Origin of the sequence: Nocardia sp. NBC_01327 (assembly GCF_035958815.1) — a bacterium.
Lineage (GTDB): Bacteria > Actinomycetota > Actinomycetes > Mycobacteriales > Mycobacteriaceae > Nocardia.
The window spans coordinates 2,660,634-2,687,292 of the sequence record NZ_CP108383.1 but is presented as its reverse complement, the minus strand read 5'-3'; the positions used below and the strand labels follow the sequence as shown (position 1 = coordinate 2,687,292).

The 26,659-nt window shown below is 66.6% G+C and carries 25 protein-coding genes; 12 read left to right on the top strand and 13 right to left on the bottom strand.

The annotated features are described in order from the left end of the window. The first annotated feature begins 42 nt into the window (after nucleotides 1-42). Nucleotides 43-1,074: an ATP-dependent 6-phosphofructokinase gene (locus OG326_RS11805; protein WP_297611418.1), complete on the top strand. Its 1,032-nt coding sequence runs from the start codon at nucleotides 43-45 to the stop codon at nucleotides 1,072-1,074. 86 nt (nucleotides 1,075-1,160) lie between these two features. Here the strand turns inward: OG326_RS11805 and OG326_RS11800 are convergent, their stop codons facing one another. The 5 genes from OG326_RS11800 to OG326_RS11780 form a co-directional block, all read right to left on the bottom strand. After that, nucleotides 1,161-1,364 (bottom strand): DUF397 domain-containing protein, encoded by a 204-nt coding sequence (locus tag OG326_RS11800; protein ID WP_327144674.1) that lies wholly within the window; start codon nucleotides 1,362-1,364, stop codon nucleotides 1,161-1,163. Continuing rightward, nucleotides 1,361-2,242, bottom strand: coding sequence for a helix-turn-helix domain-containing protein (locus tag OG326_RS11795; RefSeq protein WP_327144673.1), 882 nt, complete (start codon nucleotides 2,240-2,242; stop codon nucleotides 1,361-1,363). The genes OG326_RS11800 and OG326_RS11795 overlap by 4 nt, the downstream gene beginning before the upstream one ends. A gap of 264 nt (nucleotides 2,243-2,506) precedes the next feature. After that, nucleotides 2,507-5,062 carry a serine/threonine-protein kinase gene (locus OG326_RS11790; protein ID WP_327144672.1) on the bottom strand — a complete coding sequence of 852 codons (2,556 nt, stop codon included), beginning with the start codon at nucleotides 5,060-5,062 and terminating at the stop codon, nucleotides 2,507-2,509. 95 nt (nucleotides 5,063-5,157) lie between these two features. Next, nucleotides 5,158-5,817 carry a response regulator transcription factor gene (locus OG326_RS11785; protein ID WP_327144671.1) on the bottom strand — a complete coding sequence of 220 codons (660 nt, stop codon included), beginning with the start codon at nucleotides 5,815-5,817 and terminating at the stop codon, nucleotides 5,158-5,160. A 345-nt stretch (nucleotides 5,818-6,162) separates the two neighbouring features. Then, complete coding sequence (locus tag OG326_RS11780; protein WP_327144670.1) at nucleotides 6,163-7,404, bottom strand: sensor histidine kinase; 1,242 nt, start codon at nucleotides 7,402-7,404, stop codon at nucleotides 6,163-6,165. 167 nt (nucleotides 7,405-7,571) lie between these two features. On the opposite strand from OG326_RS11780, the gene OG326_RS11775 reads away from it, so the two are divergent. Next, nucleotides 7,572-8,513, top strand: coding sequence for a hypothetical protein (locus OG326_RS11775; RefSeq protein ID WP_327144669.1), 942 nt, complete (start codon nucleotides 7,572-7,574; stop codon nucleotides 8,511-8,513). A gap of 83 nt (nucleotides 8,514-8,596) precedes the next feature. Next, nucleotides 8,597-9,913, top strand: coding sequence for an alpha/beta-hydrolase family protein (locus OG326_RS11770; protein WP_327144668.1), 1,317 nt, complete (start codon nucleotides 8,597-8,599; stop codon nucleotides 9,911-9,913). 90 nt (nucleotides 9,914-10,003) lie between these two features. Here the strand turns inward: OG326_RS11770 and gatA are convergent, their stop codons facing one another. Continuing rightward, nucleotides 10,004-11,494 carry an Asp-tRNA(Asn)/Glu-tRNA(Gln) amidotransferase subunit GatA gene (gatA, locus tag OG326_RS11765; protein ID WP_327144667.1) on the bottom strand — a complete coding sequence of 497 codons (1,491 nt, stop codon included), beginning with the start codon at nucleotides 11,492-11,494 and terminating at the stop codon, nucleotides 10,004-10,006. Next, complete coding sequence (gene gatC, locus OG326_RS11760) at nucleotides 11,491-11,790, bottom strand: Asp-tRNA(Asn)/Glu-tRNA(Gln) amidotransferase subunit GatC (RefSeq protein ID WP_297611537.1); 300 nt, start codon at nucleotides 11,788-11,790, stop codon at nucleotides 11,491-11,493. Before gatC ends, gatA begins: the two co-directional genes overlap by 4 nt. A gap of 277 nt (nucleotides 11,791-12,067) precedes the next feature. Here gatC and OG326_RS11755 point away from each other — a divergent pair, with 277 nt between their 5' ends. From OG326_RS11755 to OG326_RS11745, 3 genes are all read left to right on the top strand, one after another. Continuing rightward, on the top strand, nucleotides 12,068-12,718 hold the full coding sequence (locus tag OG326_RS11755) for an amino acid-binding protein (RefSeq protein WP_327144666.1): 651 nt from the start codon (nucleotides 12,068-12,070) through the stop codon (nucleotides 12,716-12,718). Between the two features lie 258 nt (nucleotides 12,719-12,976). Next, the gene (locus OG326_RS11750) at nucleotides 12,977-13,312 is read left to right on the top strand and encodes a hypothetical protein (protein ID WP_327144665.1); all 336 of its coding nucleotides are present in this window, start codon (nucleotides 12,977-12,979) and stop codon (nucleotides 13,310-13,312) included. Beyond that, nucleotides 13,313-13,852, top strand: coding sequence for a hypothetical protein (locus OG326_RS11745; RefSeq protein ID WP_327144664.1), 540 nt, complete (start codon nucleotides 13,313-13,315; stop codon nucleotides 13,850-13,852). Between the two features lie 51 nt (nucleotides 13,853-13,903). Here OG326_RS11745 and OG326_RS11740 read toward each other — a convergent pair whose 3' ends face one another. Both OG326_RS11740 and ligA read right to left on the bottom strand, forming a co-directional pair. Next, nucleotides 13,904-14,398, bottom strand: a complete 495-nt coding sequence (locus OG326_RS11740) for a GNAT family N-acetyltransferase (RefSeq protein WP_327144663.1) — start codon at nucleotides 14,396-14,398, stop codon at nucleotides 13,904-13,906. 100 nt (nucleotides 14,399-14,498) lie between these two features. Beyond that, the gene (ligA, locus tag OG326_RS11735; RefSeq protein ID WP_442791024.1) at nucleotides 14,499-16,580 is read right to left on the bottom strand and encodes an NAD-dependent DNA ligase LigA; all 2,082 of its coding nucleotides are present in this window, start codon (nucleotides 16,578-16,580) and stop codon (nucleotides 14,499-14,501) included. 164 nt (nucleotides 16,581-16,744) lie between these two features. On the opposite strand from ligA, the gene OG326_RS11730 reads away from it, so the two are divergent. Further along, entirely contained in the window at nucleotides 16,745-17,164 is a 420-nt protein-coding gene (locus tag OG326_RS11730) for a PPOX class F420-dependent oxidoreductase (RefSeq protein WP_327144661.1), read from the top strand. Here OG326_RS11730 and OG326_RS11725 read toward each other — a convergent pair whose 3' ends face one another. Continuing rightward, nucleotides 17,165-17,881 carry an SDR family oxidoreductase gene (locus tag OG326_RS11725; protein ID WP_327144660.1) on the bottom strand — a complete coding sequence of 239 codons (717 nt, stop codon included), beginning with the start codon at nucleotides 17,879-17,881 and terminating at the stop codon, nucleotides 17,165-17,167. A gap of 103 nt (nucleotides 17,882-17,984) precedes the next feature. Between OG326_RS11725 and OG326_RS11720 the strand changes: the two genes are divergently transcribed. Further along, nucleotides 17,985-18,839, top strand: coding sequence for a LysR family transcriptional regulator (locus OG326_RS11720; RefSeq protein WP_327144659.1), 855 nt, complete (start codon nucleotides 17,985-17,987; stop codon nucleotides 18,837-18,839). On the opposite strand, the gene OG326_RS11715 is transcribed toward OG326_RS11720, so the two are convergent. Next, nucleotides 18,836-19,264, bottom strand: a complete 429-nt coding sequence (locus OG326_RS11715; protein WP_327144658.1) for an SRPBCC domain-containing protein — start codon at nucleotides 19,262-19,264, stop codon at nucleotides 18,836-18,838. The two genes, OG326_RS11720 and OG326_RS11715, sit on opposite strands and share 4 nt — an antisense overlap. 222 nt (nucleotides 19,265-19,486) lie before the next feature. Between OG326_RS11715 and OG326_RS11710 the strand changes: the two genes are divergently transcribed. Together OG326_RS11710 and OG326_RS11705 are read left to right on the top strand one after the other, a co-directional pair. Further along, nucleotides 19,487-20,974, top strand: a complete 1,488-nt coding sequence (locus tag OG326_RS11710) for an HNH endonuclease signature motif containing protein (protein ID WP_327144656.1) — start codon at nucleotides 19,487-19,489, stop codon at nucleotides 20,972-20,974. 179 nt (nucleotides 20,975-21,153) lie between these two features. After that, a protein-coding gene (locus OG326_RS11705; RefSeq protein WP_442790947.1) for an IS3 family transposase occupies nucleotides 21,154-22,325 on the top strand; the annotation gives its coding sequence in 2 pieces (ribosomal slippage) (nucleotides 21,154-21,406 and nucleotides 21,406-22,325; 1,173 coding nt in all). Nucleotides 22,326-22,844: 519 nt separating this feature from the next. Here OG326_RS11705 and OG326_RS11700 read toward each other — a convergent pair. Next, on the bottom strand, nucleotides 22,845-23,642 hold the full coding sequence (locus OG326_RS11700) for an ArsR/SmtB family transcription factor (protein ID WP_327144654.1): 798 nt from the start codon (nucleotides 23,640-23,642) through the stop codon (nucleotides 22,845-22,847). A gap of 171 nt (nucleotides 23,643-23,813) precedes the next feature. Here OG326_RS11700 and OG326_RS11695 point away from each other — a divergent pair, with 171 nt between their 5' ends. Then, nucleotides 23,814-25,139, top strand: coding sequence for an AAA family ATPase (locus OG326_RS11695; protein ID WP_327144653.1), 1,326 nt, complete (start codon nucleotides 23,814-23,816; stop codon nucleotides 25,137-25,139). Between the two features lie 88 nt (nucleotides 25,140-25,227). Then, nucleotides 25,228-25,599, top strand: a complete 372-nt coding sequence (locus OG326_RS11690; protein ID WP_442790946.1) for a hypothetical protein — start codon at nucleotides 25,228-25,230, stop codon at nucleotides 25,597-25,599. Between the two features lie 115 nt (nucleotides 25,600-25,714). Here the strand turns inward: OG326_RS11690 and OG326_RS11685 are convergent, their stop codons facing one another. After that, nucleotides 25,715-26,557, bottom strand: coding sequence for an SAM-dependent methyltransferase (locus tag OG326_RS11685; RefSeq protein WP_327144652.1), 843 nt, complete (start codon nucleotides 26,555-26,557; stop codon nucleotides 25,715-25,717). Between the last annotated feature and the right edge of the window lie 102 nt (nucleotides 26,558-26,659).

Genomic DNA, 26,659 nt, shown 5'->3' with positions numbered 1-26,659 from the left:
GCGCGACCCACGGGGCGCCGTACTCGGGGCAAGATAGGGCATATGCGCATCGGAGTCTTGACCGGAGGCGGAGACTGCCCAGGCCTGAACGCGGTGATCCGTGCTGTCGTTCGCACCTCGAACGGCCGCTGGGGTGATGCGATCATCGGCTTCCAGGACGGGTGGCGCGGGCTACTCGAGGATCGCAAGATCCAGATCCTGAACAATGACCGCACCGACCGGCTGCTCACCAAGGGCGGCACCATCCTCGGCACCGCGCGCACCAATCCGGATGTGCTGCGCGCCGGATTGCCGCGTATCAAGCAGACTCTCGACGACAACGGCATCGACGCCCTCATCCCCATCGGCGGCGAGGGCACGCTGACCGCGGCCAGCTGGCTGGCCGAGGAGGGCGTGCCGGTGGTCGGCGTGCCCAAGACCATCGACAATGACATCGACTGCACCGACACCACCTTCGGCCACGACACCGCGGTCGCCATTGCCACCGAGGCCATCGACCGGCTGCACACCACCGCGGAATCGCATCAGCGCGTCATGCTGGTCGAGGTCATGGGACGGCATGCCGGCTGGATCGCCATGAACTGCGGTATCGCCTCCGGTGCGCACCTGACCCTGGTGCCCGAGGTGCCGTTCGATGTGGACGAGGTCTGCGCCATGGTGAAACGCCGCTTCCAGCGCGGTGATTCGCACTTCATCTGCGTGGTCGCCGAGGGCGCGCATCCGGCTCCCGATTCGATGTCGCTGCGCGACGGCGGAATCGACGAATTCGGGCATGTGAAGTTCACCGGCGTGGCACAGCAGCTGGCTCCGGAAATCGAGCGGCGCATCGGAAAAGAGGTGCGGGTGACCGTGCTGGGCCATGTGCAGCGCGGCGGGACCCCGACACCGTACGACCGGGTGCTCGCCACCCGCTTCGGGGTGCATGCGGCAGAAGCCGTGCACGCCGGGAATTTCGGGCAGATGGTGGCGCTGCACGGAACCGAGGTCGACCTGGTACCGCTCTCGGAAGCCACCAAGCAGCTCAAACTCGTTCCGCAGGACCGCTACCGGGAAGCCGCGGCCTTCTTCGGCTGAGACGACAATCGACACAATTGGGGCCCCGCGCACGGTGCGCGGGGCCCCAATTGTCGGTACTGCGCTATTTTTTCAGTGCAATCGGCCTAGACGCGATCGAAGTTGCCACTCACCAGTGCGGCGGTGAAGTTGTCCCATTCGGCCGGTCCGAATACCAGTTTCGGGCCTGCCGGGTTCTTGCTGTCCCGCACTCCCACACCGCTATCGAGAAAAGCGATTTCCACACATTCTTTCGCGCCGGTACTGCGCGCGCTCTTGAACCACCTCACGCCGGACGGGTCGACGTTCACGTCTCGTACTCCTTCGCTGCCTTCCGCAAGAGTTCCCTACTGGTGGCATCGTCCAGCGCAGAACGCTGAAGTGCCTGGTACGCCTCGAGATACCGGTCGACTGCGGCCTGCTTCTCCAGGTACAGATCGCCCAGGAAGTTCTCCAGGTACACCACGGTGGGTTCGACCGGCTTGTTACCGCTGTCCCGGCCGAAATCCAGAATCACGAAGGGCCCGACGGTATGCCCGATCGGGACGCCCGCAGAGAAGGGTAGTACACGCACAGCAATCGTCGGGAGTGTCGACATATCCGCGACGCGTCGCAGTTGCGCGGCCATGATGCGCGGACTGCCCACGACCCGGCGTAATGCTGTTTCGTGCAGCACGATATCGAGGCTTGCGGCACTTCGTTTTCTGGTCAAAAGGGACTGTCGGCGCACCTTCAATTGCACTCTGCGGTCAATCTCTTCGCGTGCAGCATCCGGCCAGTAATCACTGATCAGGACGCGCGCGTAGTCGGCGGTCTGCAGCAGGCCGGGGATCAGATCGGGCTGGTAGGAGATCAGGCCGCGGGCCGAAGCCTCCAGGCCCACATACACATTGAAGCCCTCGGGAATGAGGTCGTCGTATTCGTGCCACCAGGACTTGACACTCGCCTGCTGGGCGAGGCCGACCACCGCGGTGGTGAATTCTTCATCGAAGTCGTATATGCGACATAATTCCTTAATGTCCAGTACGCGAATCTTTTCCGCGTTACCGGTTTCCAGGCGCTGGAGTTTCGACTCGCTCCACTCCATCAGGGCGGCCGCTTCGGCAATGGTCACATTGCATTGCATCCGCCCCTCACGCAGATATCGCCCCAGTTGACGGCGTGGCAGTGTAGAACCATGCTCGGACATCGAGTCCTCCCCCGCGAAGGCAGTTTTCGGTCACTATGAACGATGCTCCCATGCGGTATGAATGCCGACCTGGCGCTTTCGCAAACTTTCCCGGGACGCGCGAATGCGGTTGCCCGGCGGCTACGGCAATGCTGGACTTGAACCCGCGCCCGGTAAGAGCCGGAGCCTGATCCTGGTCCCCCTCGTCCCCCGAGCCGGGCGCGCCAACCTCCTACCGCCAAGCGCGGCAGTCCCCTTCACCCCTGCGCGGCAGCCCCCGCACCCCTACCCGACGACCTGCACCACCACAATCGCCAACATCACCAGCAGCGCCACCGCCGCCACCCCCAGCACCACCAACGCCGCAACCTGCGACCGCCCCACCCCGTCGCCCTCCGGAACCGACTGCTGCGGACCGGAATTCATCGGATACCCCGGCGGCGGCCCGAACCCCCGTCCCGTGCCGTCCACACCGGGGAACTGCGGCCCGGGGCCCGTGGATTCCACACCGGAGAATGGCGCCCCCGGCCCCGTGGATTCCACACCGGAGAACTGCGCCCCCGACCCCGTAGATTCCACACCGGGGAACTGCGCCCCCGACCCCGTGGAATCCACACCGCCGAAGTGCATTCCAGCGCCCGTGGCCTCCGCACCCGTGGCCGCACTCCCAGCAGGTGCCGCGCCGCGAGCCCACCTACGTTCCACCGCCGAGCCCCCAGCCCCGGAACCGCCGCCCTCCGCAGGCACGAACTCCCCGGACTGCGGATGCCGCAAACCCGGACCCGGATACACCTCCGCACCACGGACTTCCGCGGATTCGACACTCGGCTCCGCCCCCGCCGCCACGATCGGACTGTCAGCTGTCAGCATGCTGTCCTGATCCACCGCACCGGGGACCCCTCCAGTCACCTCGACGTCCGCCCCGGTAGTCCTGCCCCGCGTGCCCTCAGCATCTGGTGCCGACCCACTTGCCGCCGTCGACCCGTCCGTATTCGGCTCTCCTACTGCGGTCTTCGCCGAGCCCTGCGCAGACTCCGACACTCCCTCAGCAGGGTCCGGCGCGCTGTCGGTCGAAGTCGCCGGTTGCCAATCCCCTTCTCCACGCGGCGGAATGTCCGACTGCGGCTCTGAATCGGCGGCGTTCGACGGGGCGCCGCCCGATGTCCGCGCTGCATGTTTCGGATGCGCGCCGGGATCTGCGGGCCGCGGCCCGAGGCTCGTCGGCGGTTCGGCAGCGACAGGGGCAGTCCCGGGCGGAATCGACTGTGGTGGAACTGCGGGGGGAGACTCCGCGCCGGTGTCGCACGACAGCCGCGTGTCCGCGCCCGCCACCTGCGTTTCGGGCTTCGAACCTGCAGCGAGATCTTCGGGCTGCGCAACAGCGCTCCCGGGCTGCCGCTCAGCGGTGCCGGAGACAGATCGCTCGATGGCGCCGGGGAGGGACGGGGAGGGCTCCGAGTGCGGGGGAACCCTTGGGGTCGGGAAAGAGTCGGTGGGTTGGGAGTACAGGGCCTCCTGTGGTGTCGGCGAAGCCACCGGGTGCGGAACGACATCCGTCAACTGACCGGATGAATCCGTAGGTGGCACTTCTGGATTCGCCGGGTCGGAGGACGGCGGTGGCGCGACCTGTTGCGGTACAGAGGCATTGGGGTTCGAAGTATGCGCGGAGGGGGTCTGCGGATGTGGCAGGGCGGCGGGGATCGGCTGCTGCGGGGCGAGGGCCGGTTGTTGCGCCGCAGGGTAACCGGCGGGATAGCCCTGCGAGGGCATCGGATAGGCGGCCGGGTAGCCCTGCGGGGCAGCGGGGACAGGCGGGTAGTTCTGCGCCGGAGCGCCAGGCGGGGCAGCGGGGGCAGGCGGGTAGTTCTGCGCCGGAGCGCCGGGCGGGTAGTTCTGGGGCGGGGCGGGGTAGCCGGCGGGTGGGGCGTAGGCGGCCGGTGCGGGGGCGTAGCCGGGTGGGGAAGACAGTTGGGGGGCAGGCTGATTCGGGTAGACGGGCTGGCCCGGGGAGGCGGTGAGCGCGCGTCGGGCGGCCTTGGCGAATTCGCTGCAGGAGGGGAAGCGGTCCATGGGGCGTTTGGCCATGCCCTTGGTGATGACCGCGTCCATGGCGGGGGTGAGGCCGGGGCGGCGGAGGCTGACCGGTGGGGGCAGCAGTTGCAGGTGGCCGCGAATGAGTTCGGACGGGTCCGGGGAGTCGAAGGGGCCCGCGCCGATGAGCAGCCAGTAGAGGGCGCACGCCAGGGAGTACTGATCGGTGGTGTGGTCGAGGTGTGCGCCGGTCATCTGCTCCGGCGAGGCGTAAGCCAGGGTGGCGGTGAACATTCCGCGCTGGGTCAGGTGGGTGGAATCCTCACGCAGGCGGGCGATCCCGAAGTCGGTGAGGAACACCCGCTCGCCGTGCCCGCCGACGGCGCGCGCCAGAATGATATTGGCGGGCTTCACATCCCGGTGCAGCACACCCATGGTGTGCGCGTAATCCAGTGCGGCGGCGACACCTTCGATGATCTGCACGGCCCGCTCCGGCGGCAGCATGGTGACATCCACCCCGGCGGCATCGACACCGTCGATGTACTGCATGGAGATCCAGAGCTGTTCGTCTTCGGTGCCGCGGTCGTACACCTCGACGATATTGGGGTGATCGAGCTGCGCCACCAGATCGGCCTCGCGATTGAAGCGAATGCGGATCTCCCTGTCCGCGAAGAGCTCCCGATTCAGCAGCTTCAAGGCGGTGAGCCGCCCCAGCCGTGGATGGCGGGCGAGATACACCGATCCCATCCCGCCCTGCCCGAGCAGCCGCTCAATGGTGAAACCAGCGAACACGTCACCGCTGTTCAACACTGCCCGACCCCCTTCCGGTGACGTACAAGTCCGTGAGCCTACCGCGCCGAGCGCTGCCTGACCCGGGCTGGGAACAGCCCGGAGCGACGGCCCTCTCAGCCCGGTGTCACCAGCCCGGATTCGTAGGCCAGCACCACCGCCTGCGCGCGATCACGCAGATTCAGTTTGGCGAAAACCTTCGATACATGGGTCTTCACGGTCTGTTCCGCGACGAAAAGATTATCGGCGATCTCGGCATTGGACAGACCGCGTGCGACCAATTCCAGCACCTCCCGCTCGCGCGGTGTGAGCACCGAGAGCGCGGGCGCCGGGGCGCGGCGATTGCGGCGCCTGGTGACATCGGCGATGAGCCGGCGCGTCACGGTCGGCGCGAGTAGCGCATCACCGGCGGCGACCACGCGCACGGCGCGCACCAGTTCTTCGGCGGGGGCGTCCTTGAGCAGGAAGCCGCTCGCGCCGATACCCAGTGCCTCGTACACATAGTCGTCGATATCGAAGGTGGTGAGCATGAGCACCCGCACCGGCGGATCGAAGCCCGCCGAGAGAATCGCCCGGGCCGCGTCGAGCCCGTTCATCTCCGGCATGCGCACATCCATGAGCACCACATCAGGGCGCAATCGTTTCGCCTCCGCCACAGCGGTTTTGCCGTCGGGCGCATCCCCGATCACGCTGATATCGGGTTGCGCGGACAGCAGCGCACCGAACCCCTGCCGAACCATCGCCTGGTCGTCAGCGATCAATACCGTTATCGCCACAATCCCACCTCGCACACCCCACCGAGTTTGCCACGTCCCCCACCCCACAGCCCCCACCCCCGCAACCTCGCACCCCAACACGCCCACCCCGATCATCGAGCGTGCCGCACGCCATGCCGATCCCCCTCATACGAGTACGTCGATCCTCTCCCCGCGCCGTTCCGATCGCCCTCGCGCGAGGATGCCCGTTCTCTCATACGACCACGCCGTCCCCCTCATACGGCGATGCTGGACCCCCGTCGTCGAGAGTGAGGGTGCGGCCGTTGATCGGCCGCTTCCCGGCACGCTTGTGGCCGGGATCCACAACGGATCCCGGCCACGCGATGGCGGCAGCGATTGCCGCGCCTACATTCCGGCCAGTGCGTCGGATCCCAGTACAGCCGTCGCGCTTCCGTCTCCGACAACAGCAATCAGCGGCAGTTCGGCGCGCACCTCGAATCCGCCGTCGGGACGCGGTGCGGCAGTGAGTGTCCCGCCGACCGCCAGCGCCCTCGCCTGCATCCCTGCGATGCCACTGCCGCCGGACTGATCGCCGTGGCCCGGACCGTGCGGGCGATCATTGGTGATTGACAGGGTCAGCGCGGTTGTGCTGGCGATCCGCACCCACACCGGCGCACCGGGTGCGTGCCGCGACGTATTCGCCAGCGACTCCTGCACAATGCGGTACAGCGCGAGCCCGGTGGTCGCGGGCACGAGGTCGAGACTGCCGTCGATGGTCCAGGTGAGCGGCACCCCGGCGCGGCGGGCGCCCTCGAGCAGGGTCAGCACATCGGCGGCGGCGGGCTGAGGTGCGTGCTCGGGCAGCTGACCGTCACTGCGCAGCACCCCCAGCAGTCCGCGAATCTCGTTGAGCGCGGCCCGGGCGCCCGTACCGATGGATTCGAACTCCTCGCGCGCCTCCGGCGACAATCCGTCGATGCGGTAGGGCGCGGTCTGCGCCTGCACCACCACCATGGACATATGGTGCGCGACCACATCGTGCAGGTCGCGGGCGATGCGCGCCTTCTCCTCGAGGATGGCGCGGCGGGCCCGCTCCAGATCCGTCTCCTCGGCCTGCTTGAGCAGCGCCTGCCGGGACACCACCACCCAGCGCACCAGCAGACCCAGCACCACCAGGCCGGTAATGGCGATCGGCCAGCCCAGGCCGGCCTGCGCGAAACTGTCCCCGGTGGCCGCCATGGTGGTGGCGAACAGCAGCGAGGTGGCCAGCCACGCCACGCCCACGATCTGCATGGGCGAGCGCACCGCCACCGCGAACACCAGCGCGAACAGGCACAGGATGTGCACCACCTGGAACGGCAGACTGTTCCCGTGCTGATGCGGCACCGCGAGCGAGATGAGCAGCGCCGATCCGGCCGAAACCGCCCATCCCAGAGCGGGATTCACCCGCATGAGCAGAATCGGGAAGGCCGCGAACCCGGCGATGAAGGGCTGCGCCGCCGCCGGCACCTGATGGGTGATGTGCAGCGTCGGCCACGCGACCGCGATGAAGATGATCGCGACCAGCACCGTGAATCCGTCGAACCACTGCCGCGCCCGCTGCCGTGACGCCGGCGAGCGCCCACTCTTCGCCAATTTACCGACCATGCTCTCGACGGTAGAGAACTCCGCGGCCCGGCACGTCATACCCCCGAGTGATCTCGCACCCCATACCGCAGTACTGCCGGCCCCTTTGGCTCCCCCACCCCGCCCATGCGGGAACAGCCCCCCAGCGTGAAGCCCGGATATCGCTCTGATTCCTAGCGTCATTCCACATGAGAGCGTTCCCGTCCGACCCGGTCACTGCGCCCCACTCCACTCCGCTCGCGAGTGACACCGCCCGAGCCCTGCCCGCCGACACCGACGCCGCACCGAACGTGGCGACCAGTGCCGATCGCGGCGGCCACCTCAGCAATCGAACCTCCCACGACGACCGCCGCGCGGCAGTGTCGGTATCCGATCACCGCGCGGCAGAGTCGGTATCCACTCGCATCGACCGGGACCCGCCGCTCGCGGCGAGTGCGTCGTCGACGCCAGGTCGCCTGTACCGCTTCGGCATGCTCGCCACCGCCGCGTCCGTACTGTTCTCCGTCGCAGTAGCTTTCGCGCCTTCCGCGAGCGCCGCCGCAGCCGCACCGGCGGTCGCGGAGGACGCCGGGGCACGCGCCGGAATCCTCGAATCGGCTGCCGCACAGCCCGACCCGTCCGATATCCCCGAGGCCTTCGTCACCGAAGCCGGATACCGCCCGGTCATCGAGGCGGGCATGCTGGTCAACCCGCACGGCGACTGCTCCTCCCCCATCCCCCTCCCCCGGGAGTTCGACCTCGCCTGCAAGGCCCACGATCTCGGCTACGACCTGCTCCGCTACGCCGACAACCGCGGCCACCCCCTCGGCCCCTGGGCCCGCCAAACCGCCGACGCCGCACTGGAACAGCGCATGTACGCCTCCTGCGATACCCGCGCCAACCCCGTCTCCCGCGCCGAATGCCAGGTCATGGCAGGCGTAGCCAGCACCTTCGTAGACCTCAACTCCATCCGCCAGCACTACGGCGTTCCCGTCTACGAACCGGCCCTCGACAACTCCTTCGGCCCCTCCCACTCCCTCCTCCCCGCCGGAATCGCCGCCCTGACCATCGGATCCATCGCAGCCGCAGTGACATTCCGCCGTGCAGCCCGCAACTCCGGCAGCCGCCCGCGCGTGATGGCGGTGGCGTAATGAACAACCACAGCACTGCGCCGGGCCGCATCGGTGCGGAGGGCAACGCATACGAACCCCCTCCTGCGCGTGTGAGAGTCGGAATGCCCCGGGTGGGGACCACGGTGGGGGTGGTGTTCGGGGTGCTGGCTTCGCTGGCGCCGGGGTTGTTGCCGCGGACCCCGACCGCGCAGGCGGTCGTGACCGCGGTGCTGGTGCTACTCGGCCTGGCCGTGGTGGGGCTCGGGCGGATTGTCCTGCGGCGGATGGGGTTCCATGGCATAGCGGCGCGGTGGCGAGGAGCAGCGCTGGTGGTGGCCGGGGCGGCGGTGCTTGTCGCGATGGCGCAGGCACAGGATTGGCAGAACCGGCTGCGAGGCGCGATGGGGGTGTCGGCCGTCGGTCCCTGGTACTGGGTGCAGTGGGCGGTCGGATCGGCGCTGATCACCGGGGTGGTGGTCGGCGGGATTCTCGGAATCCGCTGGGTGGTGCGGCGATTGGGCCGGATGCGCAGTCTGGCGCTGCTGCTGGGTGCCGGGGTGGCGGCACAGTTCGTGGTGGTGCCCACCGTTGTCGACTGGCGGAAGGCGGCCTATGCGTCGGCGAATGCCTTTGTCGATCCGGGCCTGTCACAACCGATTTCGTCGTCGAGGTCGGGTAGCCCGGTGTCGGCAGCGAGCTGGCCGTCTCTGGGCGCGCAGGGGCGCAAGTTCGTGGCCGGGACTCCGGCGCAGGCGGTGCGGGTGTATGTGGGATTGAATTCCGCGCCGGATCTGAATGCGCGGGTGGCGCTGGTCATTCGAGAGCTGGAGCGCTCGGGCGGACTGCAGCGCGGGAATCTGGTGGTCACCGTGCCGACCGGGTCGGGCTGGATCGACGGCGAGGCGGCCGCCGGTCTCGATCGGCGCTTCGGCGGCGATGTGACGCTGGTCGGACTCCAGTATTCGGAGGCGCCCAGCTGGGCGACCTTCGTGTTCGGCCGCAAGGCCGCCGAACAGTCCGCCCGCGCCCTGTTCGATGCTGTCGAACAACGGATTTCGACACTGCCGCAGCGGCCGAAGCTGTACGTCTACGGTCAGAGCCTCGGCGCACTGGGCGGCAGTTCGATCTTCACCGATGATGCCGATCAGGCGCGCCGCACCTGCGCGGTGCTGTGGGCCGGACCGCCTGCCGGTGCGGTACACCGCAGCGGCGCAACGATTCTCGCGAACGCGTCCGACCCCGTGGTCCGCTGGTCTCCGGCATTGTTGTGGCGCGCACCGAATCTCACCGGCACCCGCCCGGATGCCCCTGTCCCCGGCTGGATTCCCTTCGTCAGCTTCATTCAGACCAGTGCGGATCTGCTCGGGGCCCTCGACGCTCCCTCCGGGCACGGCCACCGCTACGGCACCGATCAGGGCACGGCACTCGGCAGCTGCTGAACCGGCGCGGCGCAAAGAAAACAGCTCCCGGCCGGTAAGAACCAGCCGGGAGCCGAATCAGCCTGTCCGATCAGATGATCGGGCTCGGTCTCAAGCGACCGGGCCGCGCGCCGCCTCGTAGGCCGCGCCGACCCGATAGAGCCGATCATCGGCCAGCGCCGGCGCCATGATCTGCAGACCCACCGGCATACCGTCGTCCTTGCTCAGCCCGGACGGGACCGACATACCGCAGTGCCCGGCCAGGTTGGTCGGCAGCGTGCACAGGTCGGACAGGTACATGGCCAGCGGATCGTTGACCTTCTCGCCCAGCTTCCACGGCGTGAACGGGCTGGTCGGCGAGACCAGCACATCCACCGACTCGTACGCCCGGTCGAAGTCGCGCGCGATGAGCGTGCGGACCTTCAGCGCCTGACCGTAATAGGCGTCGTAGTAACCGGCCGACAGCGCATAGGTGCCGATCATGATGCGGCGCTTGACCTCCGGGCCGAAGCCGGCCGCACGGCTGAGCGACATGACCTGATCCGCACTGTGCGACCCGTCGTCACCGACGCGCACCCCGTACCGCATGGAATCGAAGCGCGCCAGGTTCGAGGACACCTCGGACGGCAGGATGAGGTAGTAGGCGGCCAGCGCGTGCACGAAGTTCGGGCAGGACACCTCCAGCACCTCGGCGCCGAGCTCCTTCAACTGCGCCACAGCGGCATCGAAGGAATTGATGACACCCGGCTGGTAGCTGTCGGAGTGCAGCTCGCGCACCACACCGACCTTCACACCGGTCAGATCGCCCTTGGCGCCCTCGCGGGCGGCGGCGACCACCGGCGGCACCGGCACATTGCGCGAGGTGGAGTCGCGCGGGTCGTACCCGGCGATAACCTCGTGCAGCAGCGCGGTATCCAGCACGGTGCGACCGCACGGCCCACCCTGATCCAGCGAGGACGCGCAGGCGATGAGGCCGTACCGCGAGACGGTGCCGTAGGTGGGCTTGGTGCCGACGGTCGCGGTGACCGCGGCGGGCTGGCGAATGGAACCACCGGTATCGGTGCCGATGGCCAGCGGAGCCTGATAGGAGGCGAGCGCCGCCGCCGAACCACCGCCGGAGCCGCCCGGAATTCGGGTGGTATCCCACGGGTTCCGGGTCGGGCCGTACGCCGAGTTCTCGGTGGAGGAGCCCATGGCGAACTCGTCCATATTGGTCTTGCCCAGAATCGGGATGCCCGCCTGCCGCAGCCGCGTGGTCAGCGTCGCGTCGTACGGCGAGACCCAGCCCTCGAGGATCTTCGATCCACAGGTGGTCGGCATATCGGTGGTGGTGAAAACGTCCTTGAGCGCCAAGGGAACACCGGCCAGCGGTGAGGCGACGGTGCCTGCGGCGATCGCGCGATCCACCTCGGCGGCGGTCAGCAGCGCCTGCTCACCCGCCACGTGCAGGAAGGCATTGATCTCGCCGTCGACCTCGCCGATGCGCTGAATGTGCGCCTCGGTGACCTCGACCGAGGAAACCTCGCGGGCGTGGATCTTCTCGGCAAGCTCCGCGGCGGAAAGCTTGGTCAGCTCGGCTGCGCCCATTGTTCGCTCGCTCATGCACCCTCTCCCAGAATCTGTGGCACCAGGAACCGCTGGTCCTCGGCCGCGGGCGCACCGGAGAGCGCCTGCTCAGGCGTGAGGCACGGCTGCTCCACATCCGGGCGCGTCACATTGGTCGCGGGGTTCGGGGAGGCGGTGGCGGGGACATCGGCCGCGGCGACCTCGGAAATCTGCGCGACGTAGGTCAGGATGGAATCCAACTGACCGGCGTACAGATCGAGTTCGTCATCGGTCAAAGCGAGCCGGGACAACCGGGCGAGATGTGCGACCTCGTCCCTGGAGATGGCGGGCACCGCGGGACCCCTTTCGGCTGGTTCGAGCATGAAGATTCGGCATCCGACAGCCTAGCGGGGTGCACCGGGACCGCCGTGGCAGGTGCCATCGGGCGCCGGATCACCGCCCGCGATACCTTGGTTGGACACCCAGTCGCATCGATAGGTGACCGACCGGTAAGTGTCCTAGGTCACACCCATGGCTTCGATTCGATAACCCGCACCGGAGGGTGTAAATATTGCGGGACTCGGGTACCCGTCCGAAAGTCTCGGTCGCACAGGAAAGAAAGGAAGGCACGTGTCATACCTGCTTCGCGTGCAACTTCCGGATCGTCCAGGCAGTCTCGGTTCGCTCGCTCTCGCGCTCGGTTCCGTAGGCGCCGATATCCTCTCGCTGGATGTCGTCGACCGCGGTGACGGTTTTGCGATCGACGACATAGTGGTCGAGGTTCCGACGGGCGCACTTCCGGACACCCTCATTACCGCAGCGGAATCGGTACACGACGTACAGGTCGATTCGCTGCGCCCGTACTCGGGCATGCTCGACACCCATCGCGAACTCGAGCTCATCGACCAGGTCGCCAATGCACGCGACGACCGGCTGCAGGTGCTGGTCGACGGCGTACCGCGGGTGCTGCGGGTCGGCTGGAGCACGGTCATAGATATGGGCCCGCAGGGCGCCTACCGCGTGGTGGGCAGCCAGAGCGCCCCGTCCACACAGGCGTCCTCGGCGCCGTGGATGCCGCTCGAGAAGCCGGCCATCCTCGACGGCGAAGGCGATTGGGTGCCGGAGCTGTGGAAGGACATGGACACCAAGCTGGCCGCCGCGCCGCTGGGCAATACCGGCAAGGTACTCATGCTGGGCCGCCCGGGCGGTCCCGATTTCCGCCCCTCCGAGGTGGCGCGCCTGGGTTATCTGGCGGGGATAGTCGCCACCGTCCTGGGCTGATTTTCTCCCCTTTCGCGCCGGTGTGAGCTCTCTCGCACCGGCGCGATTCGTTTGCCGGGCAGGGGTTTTCCTGCCGTCGCGCCTGCTCCGCGTCATATTCTCAGGTTTTATCTACTATTCAGCTCAGTAGGTCATCTACTATGTAGCTACGTAGAAAAGCCGCCGATCGCGCGGCGCACCTGCGAACAGAGAGGCAGAGTCGCCTTGCTCAATTACCGATCGACACCGAAATCGCGTGCCCGGCGGATATCCGTCACAGTGGCGCAACTGGTCGGCGCCACCGCTGCCGCCACCATCGCGGCGGGAACCGCTGCGGCGGAACCCTATTCGCGCGGCGAGTCGCCGGGCGGCGCCAACTCCCAGCGTGATACCTCCGGCGCCCATCACGGCGATCCGCTCGGCTATCACCACACCGATGCGAATCCGCAACGGCAGAACGAACATTGGCAGAATCGGCGCGAGCTGGGCTCGTCGCCGCAGACGCCTCCGAGCACCGGCAACGGCGGCGGCAATACCAATAGCACGTGGAACGCGATCGATAATCCGGACGGCGCCGGCTGGGCCGTCTGCCGCCCGCAAGCGAGTTGGTGCTGAATGACTACCACGACCGATACCCGGACCACCCGCAACCTGCGCCGCGGCGCGTTCACACCGGTGGCTGTGGCCGTATTGACCACTGCCGGAATAACTTTCGGGGCGGGGTTCGCGGAAGCCGACGAGCGTAAGACACGCCCAGGCGCGGCCTGCCTGTGGTCCGGGGCCACCTATCAGCCCGGTGCGACGGTGATCGCGGGCGGCGGCGCCTACCGCTGCGGCACCGATCAGGATGCGCCGCACTGGTTCCATGAGGGCTCCACCGGCAAGGCCAGCACCGTACGCAATCCGGGGGCCGTCACCGCCCCCGCCGGTCAATTCAGCACGGGCGCACGGCAACCCGGCACCAGTTACAACGACTACTGCGTCACCAATCAGCTCATCCCCGGCACCGACGACGTGTACCAGGTCGTCCGGGCGGGCGACGGCACGATGATGTGGAAGGCCGCCGCACCGATCTCCCAGTGGAAGTTCGATTCCGCGCGGCCGGACCCCACCTGGCGCACCGGAAGCCTGTGCTACGACGGCAGTTTGATGTGAGCTGACGCGTCCGCGTAGATCCGAGCGCGGTCGGTCCGGCGCGGCCACGTGTCAGCTGAGCGGCAGCCGCATGACGGTCAGCGGCAGGCCAGCCATGGTCTTCCAGCCGCGTTCGGGCACTGGGGTGAAGCCCAGGCGCTCGTACATGCGCCGGGCGTCGACCATATCGGGCATGGTGGTGAGCACCACGGCCGCACAGCCTTCGGTGCGCGCGGCCTCGATGACATAGCGCACCAGTGCCGTACCGACGCCGGACCCGCGGGCCTGCTTGGCCGTGGCCAGCATGCGGAACTCCAGCTCACCCGGCCGGGCGATGTCGGCGAACGGCGTCCCCGGCCGCGCCATGGTCAGCGAGCCGATGACCGTATCGTCCTGCACGGCCACCAGAATCTCGGCCGCCTCGGCGCGGGTAAGGGTATCGGCAAGCTCTGCCACATAGGGGCTTTCGGGCATCACATAGCCCTCACCCACGTACACGTCGACCGTCAATGCGCCGATCGCCGCGTAATCGCCGGGCTCGGCATCCCGAATCCGCACATCACTCATCACCACAACTCCATCCTCAGCAACGGTCCCCCAGCACAATCGGTGGTCCTCCCCCACGGGCCGGTGCGGACGTCCGGCGTCCGCACCGGCCCGTACTCCGTCAGGAGACGGCGTCCGGCCCGCCCTCCAGCAGCCGCTCGAAGGCGTCCTCGTCCAGGATCGGGACACCGAGTTCCTCGGCCTTCTCCGCCTTGGAACCGGGAGACTCGCCGATGACCACGAAGGCCGTCTTCTTGGAGACCGATCCGGCGGCCTTGCCGCCCCGGATGAGGATGGCCTCCTTGGCGCCGTCCCGGGTAAACCTTTGCAGCGAGCCGGTTACCACGATCGAGAGACCCTCGAGATTGCGCTCGATGGATTCGTCCCGCTCGTCCTCCATGCGTACTCCGGCCGCGGCCCACCGATCGACGATATCGATATGCCAGGGCACGGTGAACCATTCCTGCAGTGCGGCGGCAATGGTTGGGCCGACGCCGTCGACGGCGGCCAGTTCCTCATCGGAGGCTTCCCTTATCCGGTCCATGCTGCCGAACGCAGTCGCCAAAGCCCGTGCGGCCGTGGGGCCTACGTGCCGGATGGACAATCCCACCAGCACCCGCCAGAGCGGGCGATCCTTGGCGGCGTCCAGATTCTGCAGCAGGCGTTTACCATTGGCGGAGAGGGTGCCGTCCTTGTTCGTGAAAAGTGTGGTGGTGAGCAGCGTGTCCTCGTCGAGGGCGAACAGTTCGCCCTCATCGCTGATGGCGCCGGACTTGAGCAGATGGATGGCCGCCTCGTAGCCGAGCGCTTCGATATCGAACGCGCCGCGCCCCGCGACGTGAAAGACCCGCTCCCGCAACTGCGCCGGGCAGTACTGCTGATTGGGGCAGCGAATATCGGCGTCGCCCTCCTTGGCCGGCGCCAGTTCGGTGCCGCACTCCGGGCAGTGCGTCGGCATGACGAACTCGCGTTCCGCGCCGGTGCGGGCGTCCACCACGGGACCGAGCACCTCGGGAATGACGTCACCGGCCTTGCGGATGGTGACGGTGTCACCGATGAGCACGCCCTTGCGCTTCACCTCGGACGCATTGTGCAGGGTGGCCATGGCGACGGTGGAGCCCGCGATACTGACCGGCGCCATGACAGCGAACGGCGTAACCCGGCCGGTGCGACCGACATTCACCTGGATATCGAGCAGCTTGGTGGTGGCTTCCTCGGGCGGATATTTGTAGGCGATGGCCCAGCGCGGGGCCCGTGAGGTGGCGCCCAGCCGGCGCTGCAGGGCGAAATCGTCGACCTTGACCACCTGGCCGTCGATCTCGTGCTCGATATCGTGGCGGTGCTCGCCCCAGTAGGCGACACGATCGAGCACCGCCTGCACGCCCTGCACCCGCACGGTGTGCGCGGAGACCGGCAGCCCCCAGGCGGCCAGCGCGCGGTAGGCCTCGTATTGCGATGCGGCGCTGAAGCCTTCGGTCCGGCCGAAGCCGTGGCAGATCATGTGCAGCCGCCGCCGCGCGGTGACCGCGGGATCCTTCTGCCGCAGCGATCCGGCCGCGGTATTGCGCGGATTCGCGTACGGCGCTTTACCTTCCGCGACGATCGAGGCATTGAGCGCCTCGAAATCGGCCAGCGTCATATACGCCTCACCGCGCACCTCGAGCAGCTTCGGCACCGGGAACTCGTCGGTGCCGATCAGCTCGTGCGGGATATCGTCGATGGTGCGGGCATTGAGGGTGACGTTCTCGCCTGTGCGGCCGTCGCCGCGGGTGGCGCCGCGCACCAGTTTCCCGTCCTCGTAGACGAGATTGAGCGCGACACCGTCGATCTTGACCTCGCACACGAAGTGCGTATCCGCCCCCGTCTCGGTTTCGACGCGGCTGATCCAGACCCGCATCTCCTCCTCGTTGAACACATTGTCGAGCGAGTACATCCGCTCGAGGTGATCGACCGGCGCGAATTCGGTGGTGAAGCCACCACCGACGACCTGGGTCGGTGAATCGGGCGTGCGTAGGTCCGGATGCGCCTCCTCCAGCGCGACCAGCCGCTGGAACAGCTCATCGAACTCGCCATCGGTGATGATCGCCGCGTCCCGCACGTAGTACCGGAACTGGTGATCGCGCACGAGCTCGGCCAGCTGCTGCCACTCGACCCGTTCGTCCCCGCTCGCAGGGGTGCGCTCGTCCCCACTCGCCGGGGTGATTTCGATACCCGATTCGCTCACAACAGGCACATTAGCGGGTCCGGCCGACACCTTCGCGCGACATTCCCGCACGTCGCGCGGGTTGCGCGGCGATCATCGCGGTATCGCTCCGCCCAGTCCCGCGCCCGGGGAACACCACCGCCGCAGCGCGGGTTGGACCGGTCATGGACATCGCTACAGCGGTCGAATTCGCGCGCTCGCACAGCAAGTCGGTGCTCACCACCCTCCGCAAGGACGGTCGCCCGCAGCTCTCCAATGTGCTGCACTGGACCGGCGACGACGGGGTCATTCGCATCTCGATCACGGCCGATCGGGCCAAATACTTCAATCTGCTCCGCGAGCCCTGGGCTGCGCTGCATGTGAGCAGTGACGACTTCTGGTCCTATGCGGTGCTCGAGGGCACGGCCGAGGTCTCGCCGGTGGCGGCCGACCCGGACGATGCGACGGTAGAGGAGTTGGTGGCCTACTACCGCACACTCACCGGCGAGCATCCCGATTGGGACGATTACCGCCGGGCCATGGTCGCCGACCGCCGCGTGGTCGTCCGGATCACGCCCTCGCACGCGTATGGATTGGTGCGTTGATCAGGCGAGCACGGCCCCGCCGTCCAGCGTCAGCACGGTGCCGGTCGCATGCGGCTGCGTGAGGAAGAACAGGTACGCCTGCGCGATGTCCTCGACCTCGGCAATCCTTTGCAGCGGAGTATTCGCGGCGGTGTCGGCGTAGAACTGCTCGCGCACCTCCTCGGGGAACGCCCAGAGCGGGGACCGGACAACGCCCGGCATGACGGCATTGACCCGGATCGGCGCGAGCTCGACGGCGAGCGCACGGGCCAGCGTCTCCACCGCACCGCACAGGCTGGAGGTGACCGTGGAACCCGGCACCGGACGCGGGCCGGCGGTACCGGTGGTCAGCGTGATCGAACCGTCCGGCCGCAGCTGCGGCACCGCCGCCTGGACCGCCGCCAGCACGCCGAAGTAGCGGAGCTCGAAGAACTTTCGCGCCTCGGCGAGATCCAGATCGGCGAGCGGCGACAGCAGCAGCGCCTCACCGGCGGTGTACACCAGATGATCGAGCGCGCCGATCTCCTCGAACAGCGCACGCACCCGATTGCCGTCGGTCAGATCGGCGACGTAACCGCTACTGCCCGAGGGCAATTCGGCCAGGGTTCGATCGATATTGGCACGGCTGCTGGAAACCACGGTGACCTTCGCGCCCCGCTCCGCGGCGGATGCCGCGACCGCGAAACCGATGCCGGAGGTGCCGCCGAGAACTACTACATGCTGGCCTGCGAGGGACATTGGAGAGCCTTTCGTGCTGTCGGAAACTGCTCTCCTACTGTCGCTTCCGCAGGTCACACTCGTCCAAGACCTAAACCGTCCCCTGTAATACCCTGAGGGCATCATGACCGATCTCGATCTCCGCAAGCTGCGATACTTCGTCGCCGTGGCCGAGCACATGCATTTCGGCCGGGCAGCCGAACAGCTCTACATCGCCCAGCCGGTGCTGTCCCGGCAGATTCGCGCGCTGGAGGACGAGCTCGGGGTGCGGCTGTTCGAACGGGACCGCCGCGGCACCGCGCTCACCGCCGCGGGCGAGCAATTGCTGATCGATGCCCGGCCACTGCTGGAAGGCGCACAAGCGTTGCACCGCAGGGCCGTTCGCGCCGCCCACGGTACCGATACCTTCACGATCGGCTTCATGCCCGGCCTCATCGTGTCCGCTCCCGTACGCGCCATGGCCGCCCGCCACCCCGAGCTCACTGTCGAACTGGTGCGCACAACCTGGGACGACCAGACCGCCGTCGTCCGCGACGGCCGCGTCGACATCAGCTTCGTCCGCCCCCCGATCGATCCGGAGGGCCTGCGCACCCGTCCGCTCTACACCGAGCCCCGAGTCGTCCTGGTGTCCACGGATCACCCCCTGGCAGGCAAGGAATCCGTCGTGCTGTCCGACCTGGCCGACGATCACCTACTGCAGGATCCGGACATGTTCCCCGAATGGCGTGCTGCCGCAACAGATCCGCGTGCACAAAGCCGCCCCGTCCCGGTATTCTACAGTGTCGAAGAGAAGCTCGAACATGTCGCGGTAGGCCGAGGCATCGCCTTCCTGCCGCTCTCGGTGGCCACCTTCTACACCCGCCCCGACATCACCTACATCGCAGTCGCGGACCTGTCCCCCGGCGAAGTGAACCTGGCCTGGGACAGCGTCCGCCACAGCCCGCTCATCGACGAATTCGCTGATCTCGCAGCGGTTTAGCCGCGTTCAGCGGCTTCCTTGACACCGGCCACGAGCATCTCCCACATGCCACGGGAATGCTCGGCCTCTGCCTCGCTGGCATTGTTGTCCTGACTCAGCGACAGGTGCGTCGTCTCACCATTGCCGGTCAGCTCATAGGTAAGCGTGTGATAGTTCGCCGGGACATCCGGCTGGCCACTGAGCGGGCTGTAGTGGGTCATCTTCAGAAGCCGATCCGGCTCGACCGCGAGCAACTCACCCTTGTCCTCATACGGGCGGCCCTCGTAGACGCCCTTCCAAGTAATGGGGCTGTTCACCTGCCAGTCAGTGCTCACCTCAGCCCCGAACATGAACTCGCGGATGTGCTCGGGGTCGGTCAAGACAGCCCATACCTGCTTAGGAGCGGCGGCGATGTCGGTTTCTGCAGTGGCTACGTATCCAGTCATTGGATTCTCCCATTGGTTGGTTCCTCGACTGTAGGAATTTTCGCACACTGCGGTCTTGGAAATAGGCGACAAAGGGACAAAGAAAAGGACGCCTGGACAAGAAGGAGGAAACGACAAAGAACAAGCTTGAGAAAGATGCTGGACGGTCCGCCAGTCTGAATATCCTTATATCACAACACAATTCGCCTTTCCGGGGCCGTTCCCCGACGGTAGAATAGAAGCATGAATCCGGGGGCAGAAACCACAATCGTATCGAGTGCACACGCACTCGATACCGCCGTGGAATACCTCCTCAACACCTCCCTCACCCCACTGTGCGACGAACAATTCATCACGCTCATGGGCGAGGTCGAGACCAGCATGCGCAAACTCGAAGCCGTCAAACACCGCTTCGTCACCGAAACCTGCACCCGCTCCCTGGCCGCCCGCGCCGGATCAACCTCCCCGATCAAATTCCTCGAACAAACTCTCCGCCTGTCCCACGCCGACGCCGCCTCGAGAGTCAACGCCGCCAAACAGCTCAGCCCGCAACCCGCCCTCGGCGGGGACCTGGAACCGGAACTGGCGTATGTCGCCGAAGCCCAACGGGCCGGGGCGATCTCGGTCGACCATGTACGCCGGATCACGCAGGTCCTCAAGCGCATCCCCTGCGCCGCCGACCCCGGCCAGAAAGACCTCGCCCAGGATGTTTTGACCACCTACGCGCGTACCGGCAGCCCCGACAAACTGATCGACCTCGGGGAGATCATCCTGGCCCACATCGATCCGGATGGCACCTTGACCCAGGACAAGGACCGCGACCGCATGCGCGGGTTGACTCTGGGCCGCAAGCGTGCCGACGCCATGTCACCGCTGATCGGGGAGATCACCGAACCGCTGCGGGAAGTCCTGGAACCGTTGCTGGCCAAGTTCGCCCGCCCCGGCATGTGCAACCCCGCTGATCCGGATAGCCCGAAGGTCGCCGACCGCACCCTCGACCGAACGAAACTCAAGGCTGCTGCCGAGCGTGATACCCGCTCGGCCGCGCAACGCAACCATGATGCGTTGCTGGCGGTGCTGCGGTTTCAGCTCGACCGCCCCAAGCTCGGCTCCCACCGCGGACTGCCCGTCGAAGCGATCATCACCATGCGCCTGGAAGATGTGGAGCGGGGTGCCGGGATCGCGACCACCGCCACCGGGGGCACCCTGACCATCGCGCAAGCCCTGGAACTGGCCGCCGGAACCCGCCCGTTGCTCGCAGTACTGAACAAGGCCGGGCTTCCGCTCTACCTCGGCCGGGGTCGGGACCGGTTGGCCAGTCCCGCACAACGACTGGCGTTGATCGCCTCCGACAAGGGCTGCACCCGCCCCGGCTGCAGTGCCCCCGCGTCGGTGTCCGCCGCCCATCATGTCACCGGGTGGGCCGAAGGCGGCCCGACCGATATCGACAACCTGACCTTGGCGTGCGATGGGTGCCACGCCATGATCCACGACGGCCCCGGCGGCTGGAAAACCATTGTCATGGGCGAAGACACACCCTTTCCGGGCCGGACCGGGTGGATCGCCCCCACCCATATCGACCCCACCGGCACCCCGCAGGTCAATCACCTGCACCACACCGGTGAGCTGATGGCCGGTGCCCTGAACCAGATCCGCACCCGCGAACGGGCACAACGGGCGCGGCGGCAAGCCTGGCTCGATGCCCGCAAAACCACCCCCGTCCGCGAATAAGCGGGCCACCCCCTTGTAGACACCGTCAGGCTGGTCCTGACGGTGCTACAAGCCGTTGCCTGTCTTGCTCTTTCGGGTTCTTGGTCTTCGATCCCTGTGATCCAGGCATCTTTGAGGTGCTGGAAGGTTCTCGGACAGTGGCCCCGAAGTAGAGTCGGGGTTCACCGAACGGAGTTGTTGTGGCACGGAGGAATACGCGGTATTCGCCGGAGTTTCGTGAGGCGGCGGCCAGAGAAGTGGTCGAGCGGTCACGGACGGTGGCCGAGGTTGCGCGCGAGTTGGGGTTGATCGAGCAGACCTTGAACTACTGGGTGAAGAACTATCGGCAAACCCATGTGGTCGTGGAGCCGGAGTTGTCGATACCTGATAAGGCGCGGTTGGCCGAACTCGAGCGCCGGGTGCGAGAGTTGGAGGCGGAGAACGAGTTCCTGGGAAAATCGGCGGCCTTCTTCGCGAAGAGGTTCCGGTGACCGCGAAGTACGCGTTCATCGAATCCGAAGAAGGAAACTACCCGGTCTCAAGGATGTGCAGGTGGTCGAAAGTATCCAGGTCCGGCTATTATGATTGGAAGAGCAGATCGGTCTCGGTGACTACTGTTCGGCGCGAGATCCTTTCTGCTGAAGTTCAATTCGCGTTCGAACATTCCGACGGCACGTATGGGTATCGTCGCGTCCACGCTCAGCTCGCCCGGTGGGGCACCATCGCCGATCCGGAGACGGTGCGGTCGATCATGCGTGAGCTGGGTTTGGTGGCCTGCCAGCCGCGCCCGTTCCGGCCGGTCACGACCCTTGCCGGCGACGCAGGCGTGTTGCTGGACCTGGTACGGCGTGACTTCACCGCCGACCGGCCCGGCCTCAAGCTGGTCGGCGACATCACCTACGTTCGCACTGCGGAGGGCTGGCTCTATCTCGCGACTGTGCTGGATTGTTTTTCCAAGAAGGTAGTCGGCTACGCGATGGCCGAACACATGCGTGCCGAACTCGTCACAGACGCGTTGCGAATGGCCTGCCGCACAGTTGCTTTCGTGCCAGGGGTCACGGTATTCCATTCCGACCGCGGTACTCAATATCTGTCCGCGGAGTTCGCCGGTGTCGCGAAGGAATTGAACATTCTCCGGTCGGTGGGGCGGACCGGGGTCTGCTACGACAACGCCTGGGCTGAATCATTCAACGGGACCTTGAAGAATGAACGTGTCTATCGGACGCACTATCGGACCAGGGCAGCTGCCGAGGAAGACATCACTCGTTATATCGAGTTGCGGTACAACCAGATTCGGCTGCACTCAGCGATTGGCTACCGCACACCCAACGAGGTAGAGTCCGAATGGTCCGAACAGAACCAGGCAGCCTGACAGACCAAACCCTCACTGTCCGAATTCCTTCCGGCTCCTCACTTTTCGGGTCTTCGTCTTTTCGTATTTGTCTTTGAAACCGGACCACAGCCGGTCGACCGAGCCGGTACCGCAGGTACCTCCGTACTGCGGGAGGTAAATCGGGTACCCCACCCGACGCCACCAGCACAGCCATCTCGGGCCCTGCCCGCACCCAGGAACCCACCACCGCCTCTCGCCGCACGCAACCCAGGTGCACCGACGGTTTCTATGCCGAAACGGTCGGTGCACCTGGGTTCCTTGCCTCCCGGGCGGGGTTGGTCAGCAGGGGGTGCGGGCAAAGCCCGAGATGGCCGTGCTGGGCACGTCGAGAGACGTACCCGATTTACCTCCCGCAGTGGGGAGAGATACCTGCGGTACCAGCGGGGTCGACCGGCTGTGGTCCCGTTCTCAAGAACAAAGAACTAAGTACGAAACACGAAGAGAGAGAAGAGGGAAGAGGGGGAACGCTGGCATGGACGACCGCGCTGCTGGTTCCAGCTAGGACGTCGTCTCTGGTTCGGGCAAGGTTTCCCCGGTTTCGAGTAGGGTTTTGAGGTTGGCGAGGATGGCGGGCCAGCCTTCGCGGATGCCGGAGAGCATGAGGCTTTCGGGGCCGAAGCCGTTGTGTACGACGGTGAGTTTGACCATGTCTCGGAGGGGGACGAGGTCGAAGGTCACGGTGGATCGGGGCTCGCCGGCGAGTTGGGCGAAATCCTCTGGGCTGAAGCCGAACTGGTCTGCGAAGGCCTGGTCTACGGTGTGCCAGGTGTAGGACAGGGTGCGGTAGGGGTCGGCGGTGACGATCACCTGTTCCGGGTCCTTGCCGATCCAGCCGGACTGCTCCCAGATCATGGGTGAGCCGGGCTGCCAATCGGTTTCGAAGGTGGCGCCCCAGTAGCGCTTGGTGAAGGCTGGGTCGGTCAGGGCCTGCCAGAGCTTCTCCGGCGTGGTCCTGATGTAGGTGGTGTAGACGAATTCCTCACTCATGGTGGCGCTCTCCAATGCGGTTTTGAGGTCGGCGAGGGCGTGTACCCGGCCGCGGTCGTATCGGTTGATCCAGCGCTCGGCGATGGCGTTGACGGGTTCGGCATTGAGATAGTGCAGCTTTTCGCGGCCGCGCCACAGGGTGGTGACCAGGTTGGCCGCCTCCAGGACGGCCAGATGCTTGCTGACCGCCTGCCGGGACATTTCCAGGCCGGTGCACAACTCCCGCAGGGTCTGGCCGGTGCGCTCGTTCAGGCTGTCGAGCAGGCGGCGGCGACTGGGGTCGGCCAGTGCCTTGAATACCTCGTCCACCTGCACCTCTATCCACGTTCTCGCGATATGCAACCTAATGGTTGCATGGCAAGAATAGGCAGCCTCACGGTTGCCTGTCAATGCTCACGTCAACTGCCGTGTCGATGAAAACGGTTCGCGCGACACGTGTCCGATACGGGCGGATGGCTTTAACGCGCGCCGACCGGCAGGATGACCAGGGTGTTGCGCAGTTTTCAGGTGGCGAACCACCGATCCCTCGCCGAGCCGCAGGAGTTGCGGCTCACCCGCGGCAATGGTCCTGTCGCCGCTCCGGTCACCGCGGTGTACGGCGCCGCCGCCTCGGGCAAATCCAGTCTTGTCGGCGCCCTGGACCGCATGCGTGACGCGGTGCTGAACTCGGTCACCGGCTGGGACCCCTTCTCCGGACCGGTGCGCACCCCGCACCTCGGATTCGCGGACCGCCCTTCGACCTTCGTGGCGCATTTCGTCGCCGAGGGGTGCCCGTACACCTACGGGTTCCGGCTCGACAATGCCGATGTGAGCGCCGAATGGCTGCATTCGTACCCGCATAATCGCAAGCGCATCGTGTTCGAGCGCGCGGGCGAGGATATTCGCATCGGGCCCATGTTCGAGGCCGCTCGTTACGGACTCGGCGCGGTGGTGCCGCTGGTGCGCCCGAATGCCCTGCTGCTCAGCCTGTCCGGGCAGTTGTACGCCGAACCCCTGGTACCCGCCTACCGCTGGTTCCAGTCACTGCTGGAAGTGCAGTGCGGACAACCGGATCCGGCCGATATCGCGCAGCGGGTGGGCAGCCACATCTCCCGCTCCACCGAGCATGCGGTACGCCTGCTGACGGTGCTGCGCTCGGCCGATCTGGGTATCACCGATCTGCTGCTGCCCAGCGACGATCCCATGTACGCCGACTATCTGCACGACCTCGATACCGATATTGCCAGCACCACAAAGGAAATCGAGTCCTGCACGACCTCCTCCAGTTATGCGGAGGAGCTGTTCCTCGAGCACGGCATCACTATCACCCTGCTGCAGCGTGAGCTGTCGAATCTGTTCGGTGCGCGTGATGCCCTCTACTCCCGCATGGTCGCGCGGCGGGGCGTCGGCCTCGGCCTGGCGCACGAAGGCATCGATACCGCCTTCGATATCACCGACGAGTCCAGCGCCACCCTGGCCATGCTGCGGCTGCTGCCGCCCATGCTGGACGCGCTCGACGCCGGCGGCGTCCTCATGGTCGACGATATCGACGAGCATCTCGCCCCCGAGACGGCAGACAGCCTCATCCAGCTCTTCCAGAACCCCGAAACCAACACTCACGGTGCGCAATTGGTCTTCACCACCGCCAATCGCATGCTGATCGATCGCGGCAACGGGCGCTCGCAGTCCAAGCGCACCATCGTCTGGGGAGTGCGGCGGACCATGAAGGGCACCTCGGAGCTCACCCCCGCCGATCGCCCCGCCCTGCCGGCAGGCACCACCACATCGCTACCGGCCGGGGCCATCGCGGCGATCACCGCGGGCTGAACCGGATTACCCCTTACGGCGGGCCGCCGAGCAACTGGTCAGCAACCACATTGACCCAATGTTCGGCCGGTCCGCCTAGCATGGGGTCATGCTCATGCAGCTCACGTTCATCATATTGATCGGCGGCGCGCTGGTGGCGACCATCATGGCCTTCCGGCGCGGCCGGGGCGGCGGCGGTCAGATGGTCGCTCCGGAATCCGGCATGCTCTACGTGACCGGGGTCAGTCCGCGCCCGGACGCCACCGGCGAGCAGTACGTGACACTCAGCGGCAGCATCTCCGGGCCGTCGGTGGTCGCGCACGAGGTGTACAGCCGTTTCGCCTGGGATGTGAACCAGTGGCCATCCATCGGCGACCAGATTCCCGTCGCCTACCCCTCGGGGAAGCCCGACCGCTGGCAACTCGCCCACCCCGGCGCACGCCCCTACTTCGGCTCCCGTCAGCGCGATCAGCGCAACTGACCGCTTCGCTGCGCACGTATTCGCGCCCAGGCAAGCTCGCGCGCCCGCGCAAGCGTCCAGCCCGCCCGGCGCAACCCCGTGCGCGGCGCGCAGGCTCGGGCGCAGCGCGAGTCGGTCAGCGGCGGACGGCCAAGATGGTGCCGTTGGTGGGGTCACCAGCAGCATCTCCGGCGGGACGGCCGTATCCGGCGACCATATCGTCCCAGGTGCGGAATTCGGTGTCCCAGCCGTTGGCGATCAGCCAGTCCCCGATATCGGAGCCAAGACCACCCAGCTCGCCGGGAGCGGCATCATCACCCGAGACGAGCCGGCGCAGTTCCGGGTACGGCCCGGTATCCGCGTCCACCGCGAACTTCGCGACACCGAATCGGCTTCCCGGCGCGGACAATTCGGTGATCTTCTCGACCACCCGCTGTGCATCCGGGCGGGTCAGATAGCCGAGCACGCCCTCGTCCACCCAGTGCGTCGGCTCCTCCGGCCGGAAGCCCTGTGCCAGTAGCGGTTCGGCCCACTCCTCGCGCAGATCGACCGGCAGTACATGCCTTTCGTAGCGCGGGGTCACCCCGGCGCGATCCAGCACCGGCTCCTTGAAGTCGAAGGTGACCGGGAGGTCGAGCTCGAAGAAGCGGGTGTCCGCGGGCAGGTCCATGCGGAACGCGCGGGTATCGAGCCCGGCGCCTATGATGATAACCTGCCGATTACCCTGGCGGACAGCATCTTCGACATGATCGTCGACCAGCCGCACCCCGATGGTGCGTGCGTCGAAGAACATGTCGACCAGTGGCAGCAGCCGATCCCAGCGCTGTCCGAAGAACGGTTTCGCGGCGTCGACGAAAAGCTGTGCGAAAGGATCGTCATAGAGCCGATCCGGTCGCTGCGACTCCCTGGCCCGGATGACGGCGACCCCGATCGCCGTCATGGCCACACCGGCAACGGGTACTTGCCCTGCCTCGGTCATATCAAATCTCCCCGTACAATTAACTTGCCGCCCGACTAGTTATCCGGGCCTGCCGACGACGCTAGGCTGCTCCCTTGCCGGTCGTCAAGCAACCGGAACCCG

Coding starts and splice junctions, on each gene's coding strand:
- OG326_RS11805 (WP_297611418.1), top strand. CDS start 43: ATGCGCATCGGAGTCTTGACCGGAGGCGGAGACTGCCCAGGCCTGAAC.
- OG326_RS11795 (WP_327144673.1), bottom strand. CDS start 2,242: ATGTCCGAGCATGGTTCTACACTGCCACGCCGTCAACTGGGGCGATAT.
- OG326_RS11780 (WP_327144670.1), bottom strand. CDS start 7,404: ATGGTCGGTAAATTGGCGAAGAGTGGGCGCTCGCCGGCGTCACGGCAG.
- OG326_RS11775 (WP_327144669.1), top strand. CDS start 7,572: ATGAGAGCGTTCCCGTCCGACCCGGTCACTGCGCCCCACTCCACTCCG.
- OG326_RS11770 (WP_327144668.1), top strand. CDS start 8,597: ATGCCCCGGGTGGGGACCACGGTGGGGGTGGTGTTCGGGGTGCTGGCT.
- gatA (WP_327144667.1), bottom strand. CDS start 11,494: ATGAGCGAGCGAACAATGGGCGCAGCCGAGCTGACCAAGCTTTCCGCC.
- OG326_RS11745 (WP_327144664.1), top strand. CDS start 13,313: ATGACTACCACGACCGATACCCGGACCACCCGCAACCTGCGCCGCGGC.
- OG326_RS11740 (WP_327144663.1), bottom strand. CDS start 14,398: ATGAGTGATGTGCGGATTCGGGATGCCGAGCCCGGCGATTACGCGGCG.
- OG326_RS11730 (WP_327144661.1), top strand. CDS start 16,745: ATGGACATCGCTACAGCGGTCGAATTCGCGCGCTCGCACAGCAAGTCG.
- OG326_RS11725 (WP_327144660.1), bottom strand. CDS start 17,881: ATGTCCCTCGCAGGCCAGCATGTAGTAGTTCTCGGCGGCACCTCCGGC.
- OG326_RS11720 (WP_327144659.1), top strand. CDS start 17,985: ATGACCGATCTCGATCTCCGCAAGCTGCGATACTTCGTCGCCGTGGCC.
- OG326_RS11715 (WP_327144658.1), bottom strand. CDS start 19,264: ATGACTGGATACGTAGCCACTGCAGAAACCGACATCGCCGCCGCTCCT.
- OG326_RS11710 (WP_327144656.1), top strand. CDS start 19,487: ATGAATCCGGGGGCAGAAACCACAATCGTATCGAGTGCACACGCACTC.
- OG326_RS11695 (WP_327144653.1), top strand. CDS start 23,814: ATGACCAGGGTGTTGCGCAGTTTTCAGGTGGCGAACCACCGATCCCTC.
- OG326_RS11690 (WP_442790946.1), top strand. CDS start 25,228: ATGCTCATGCAGCTCACGTTCATCATATTGATCGGCGGCGCGCTGGTG.
- OG326_RS11685 (WP_327144652.1), bottom strand. CDS start 26,557: ATGACCGAGGCAGGGCAAGTACCCGTTGCCGGTGTGGCCATGACGGCG.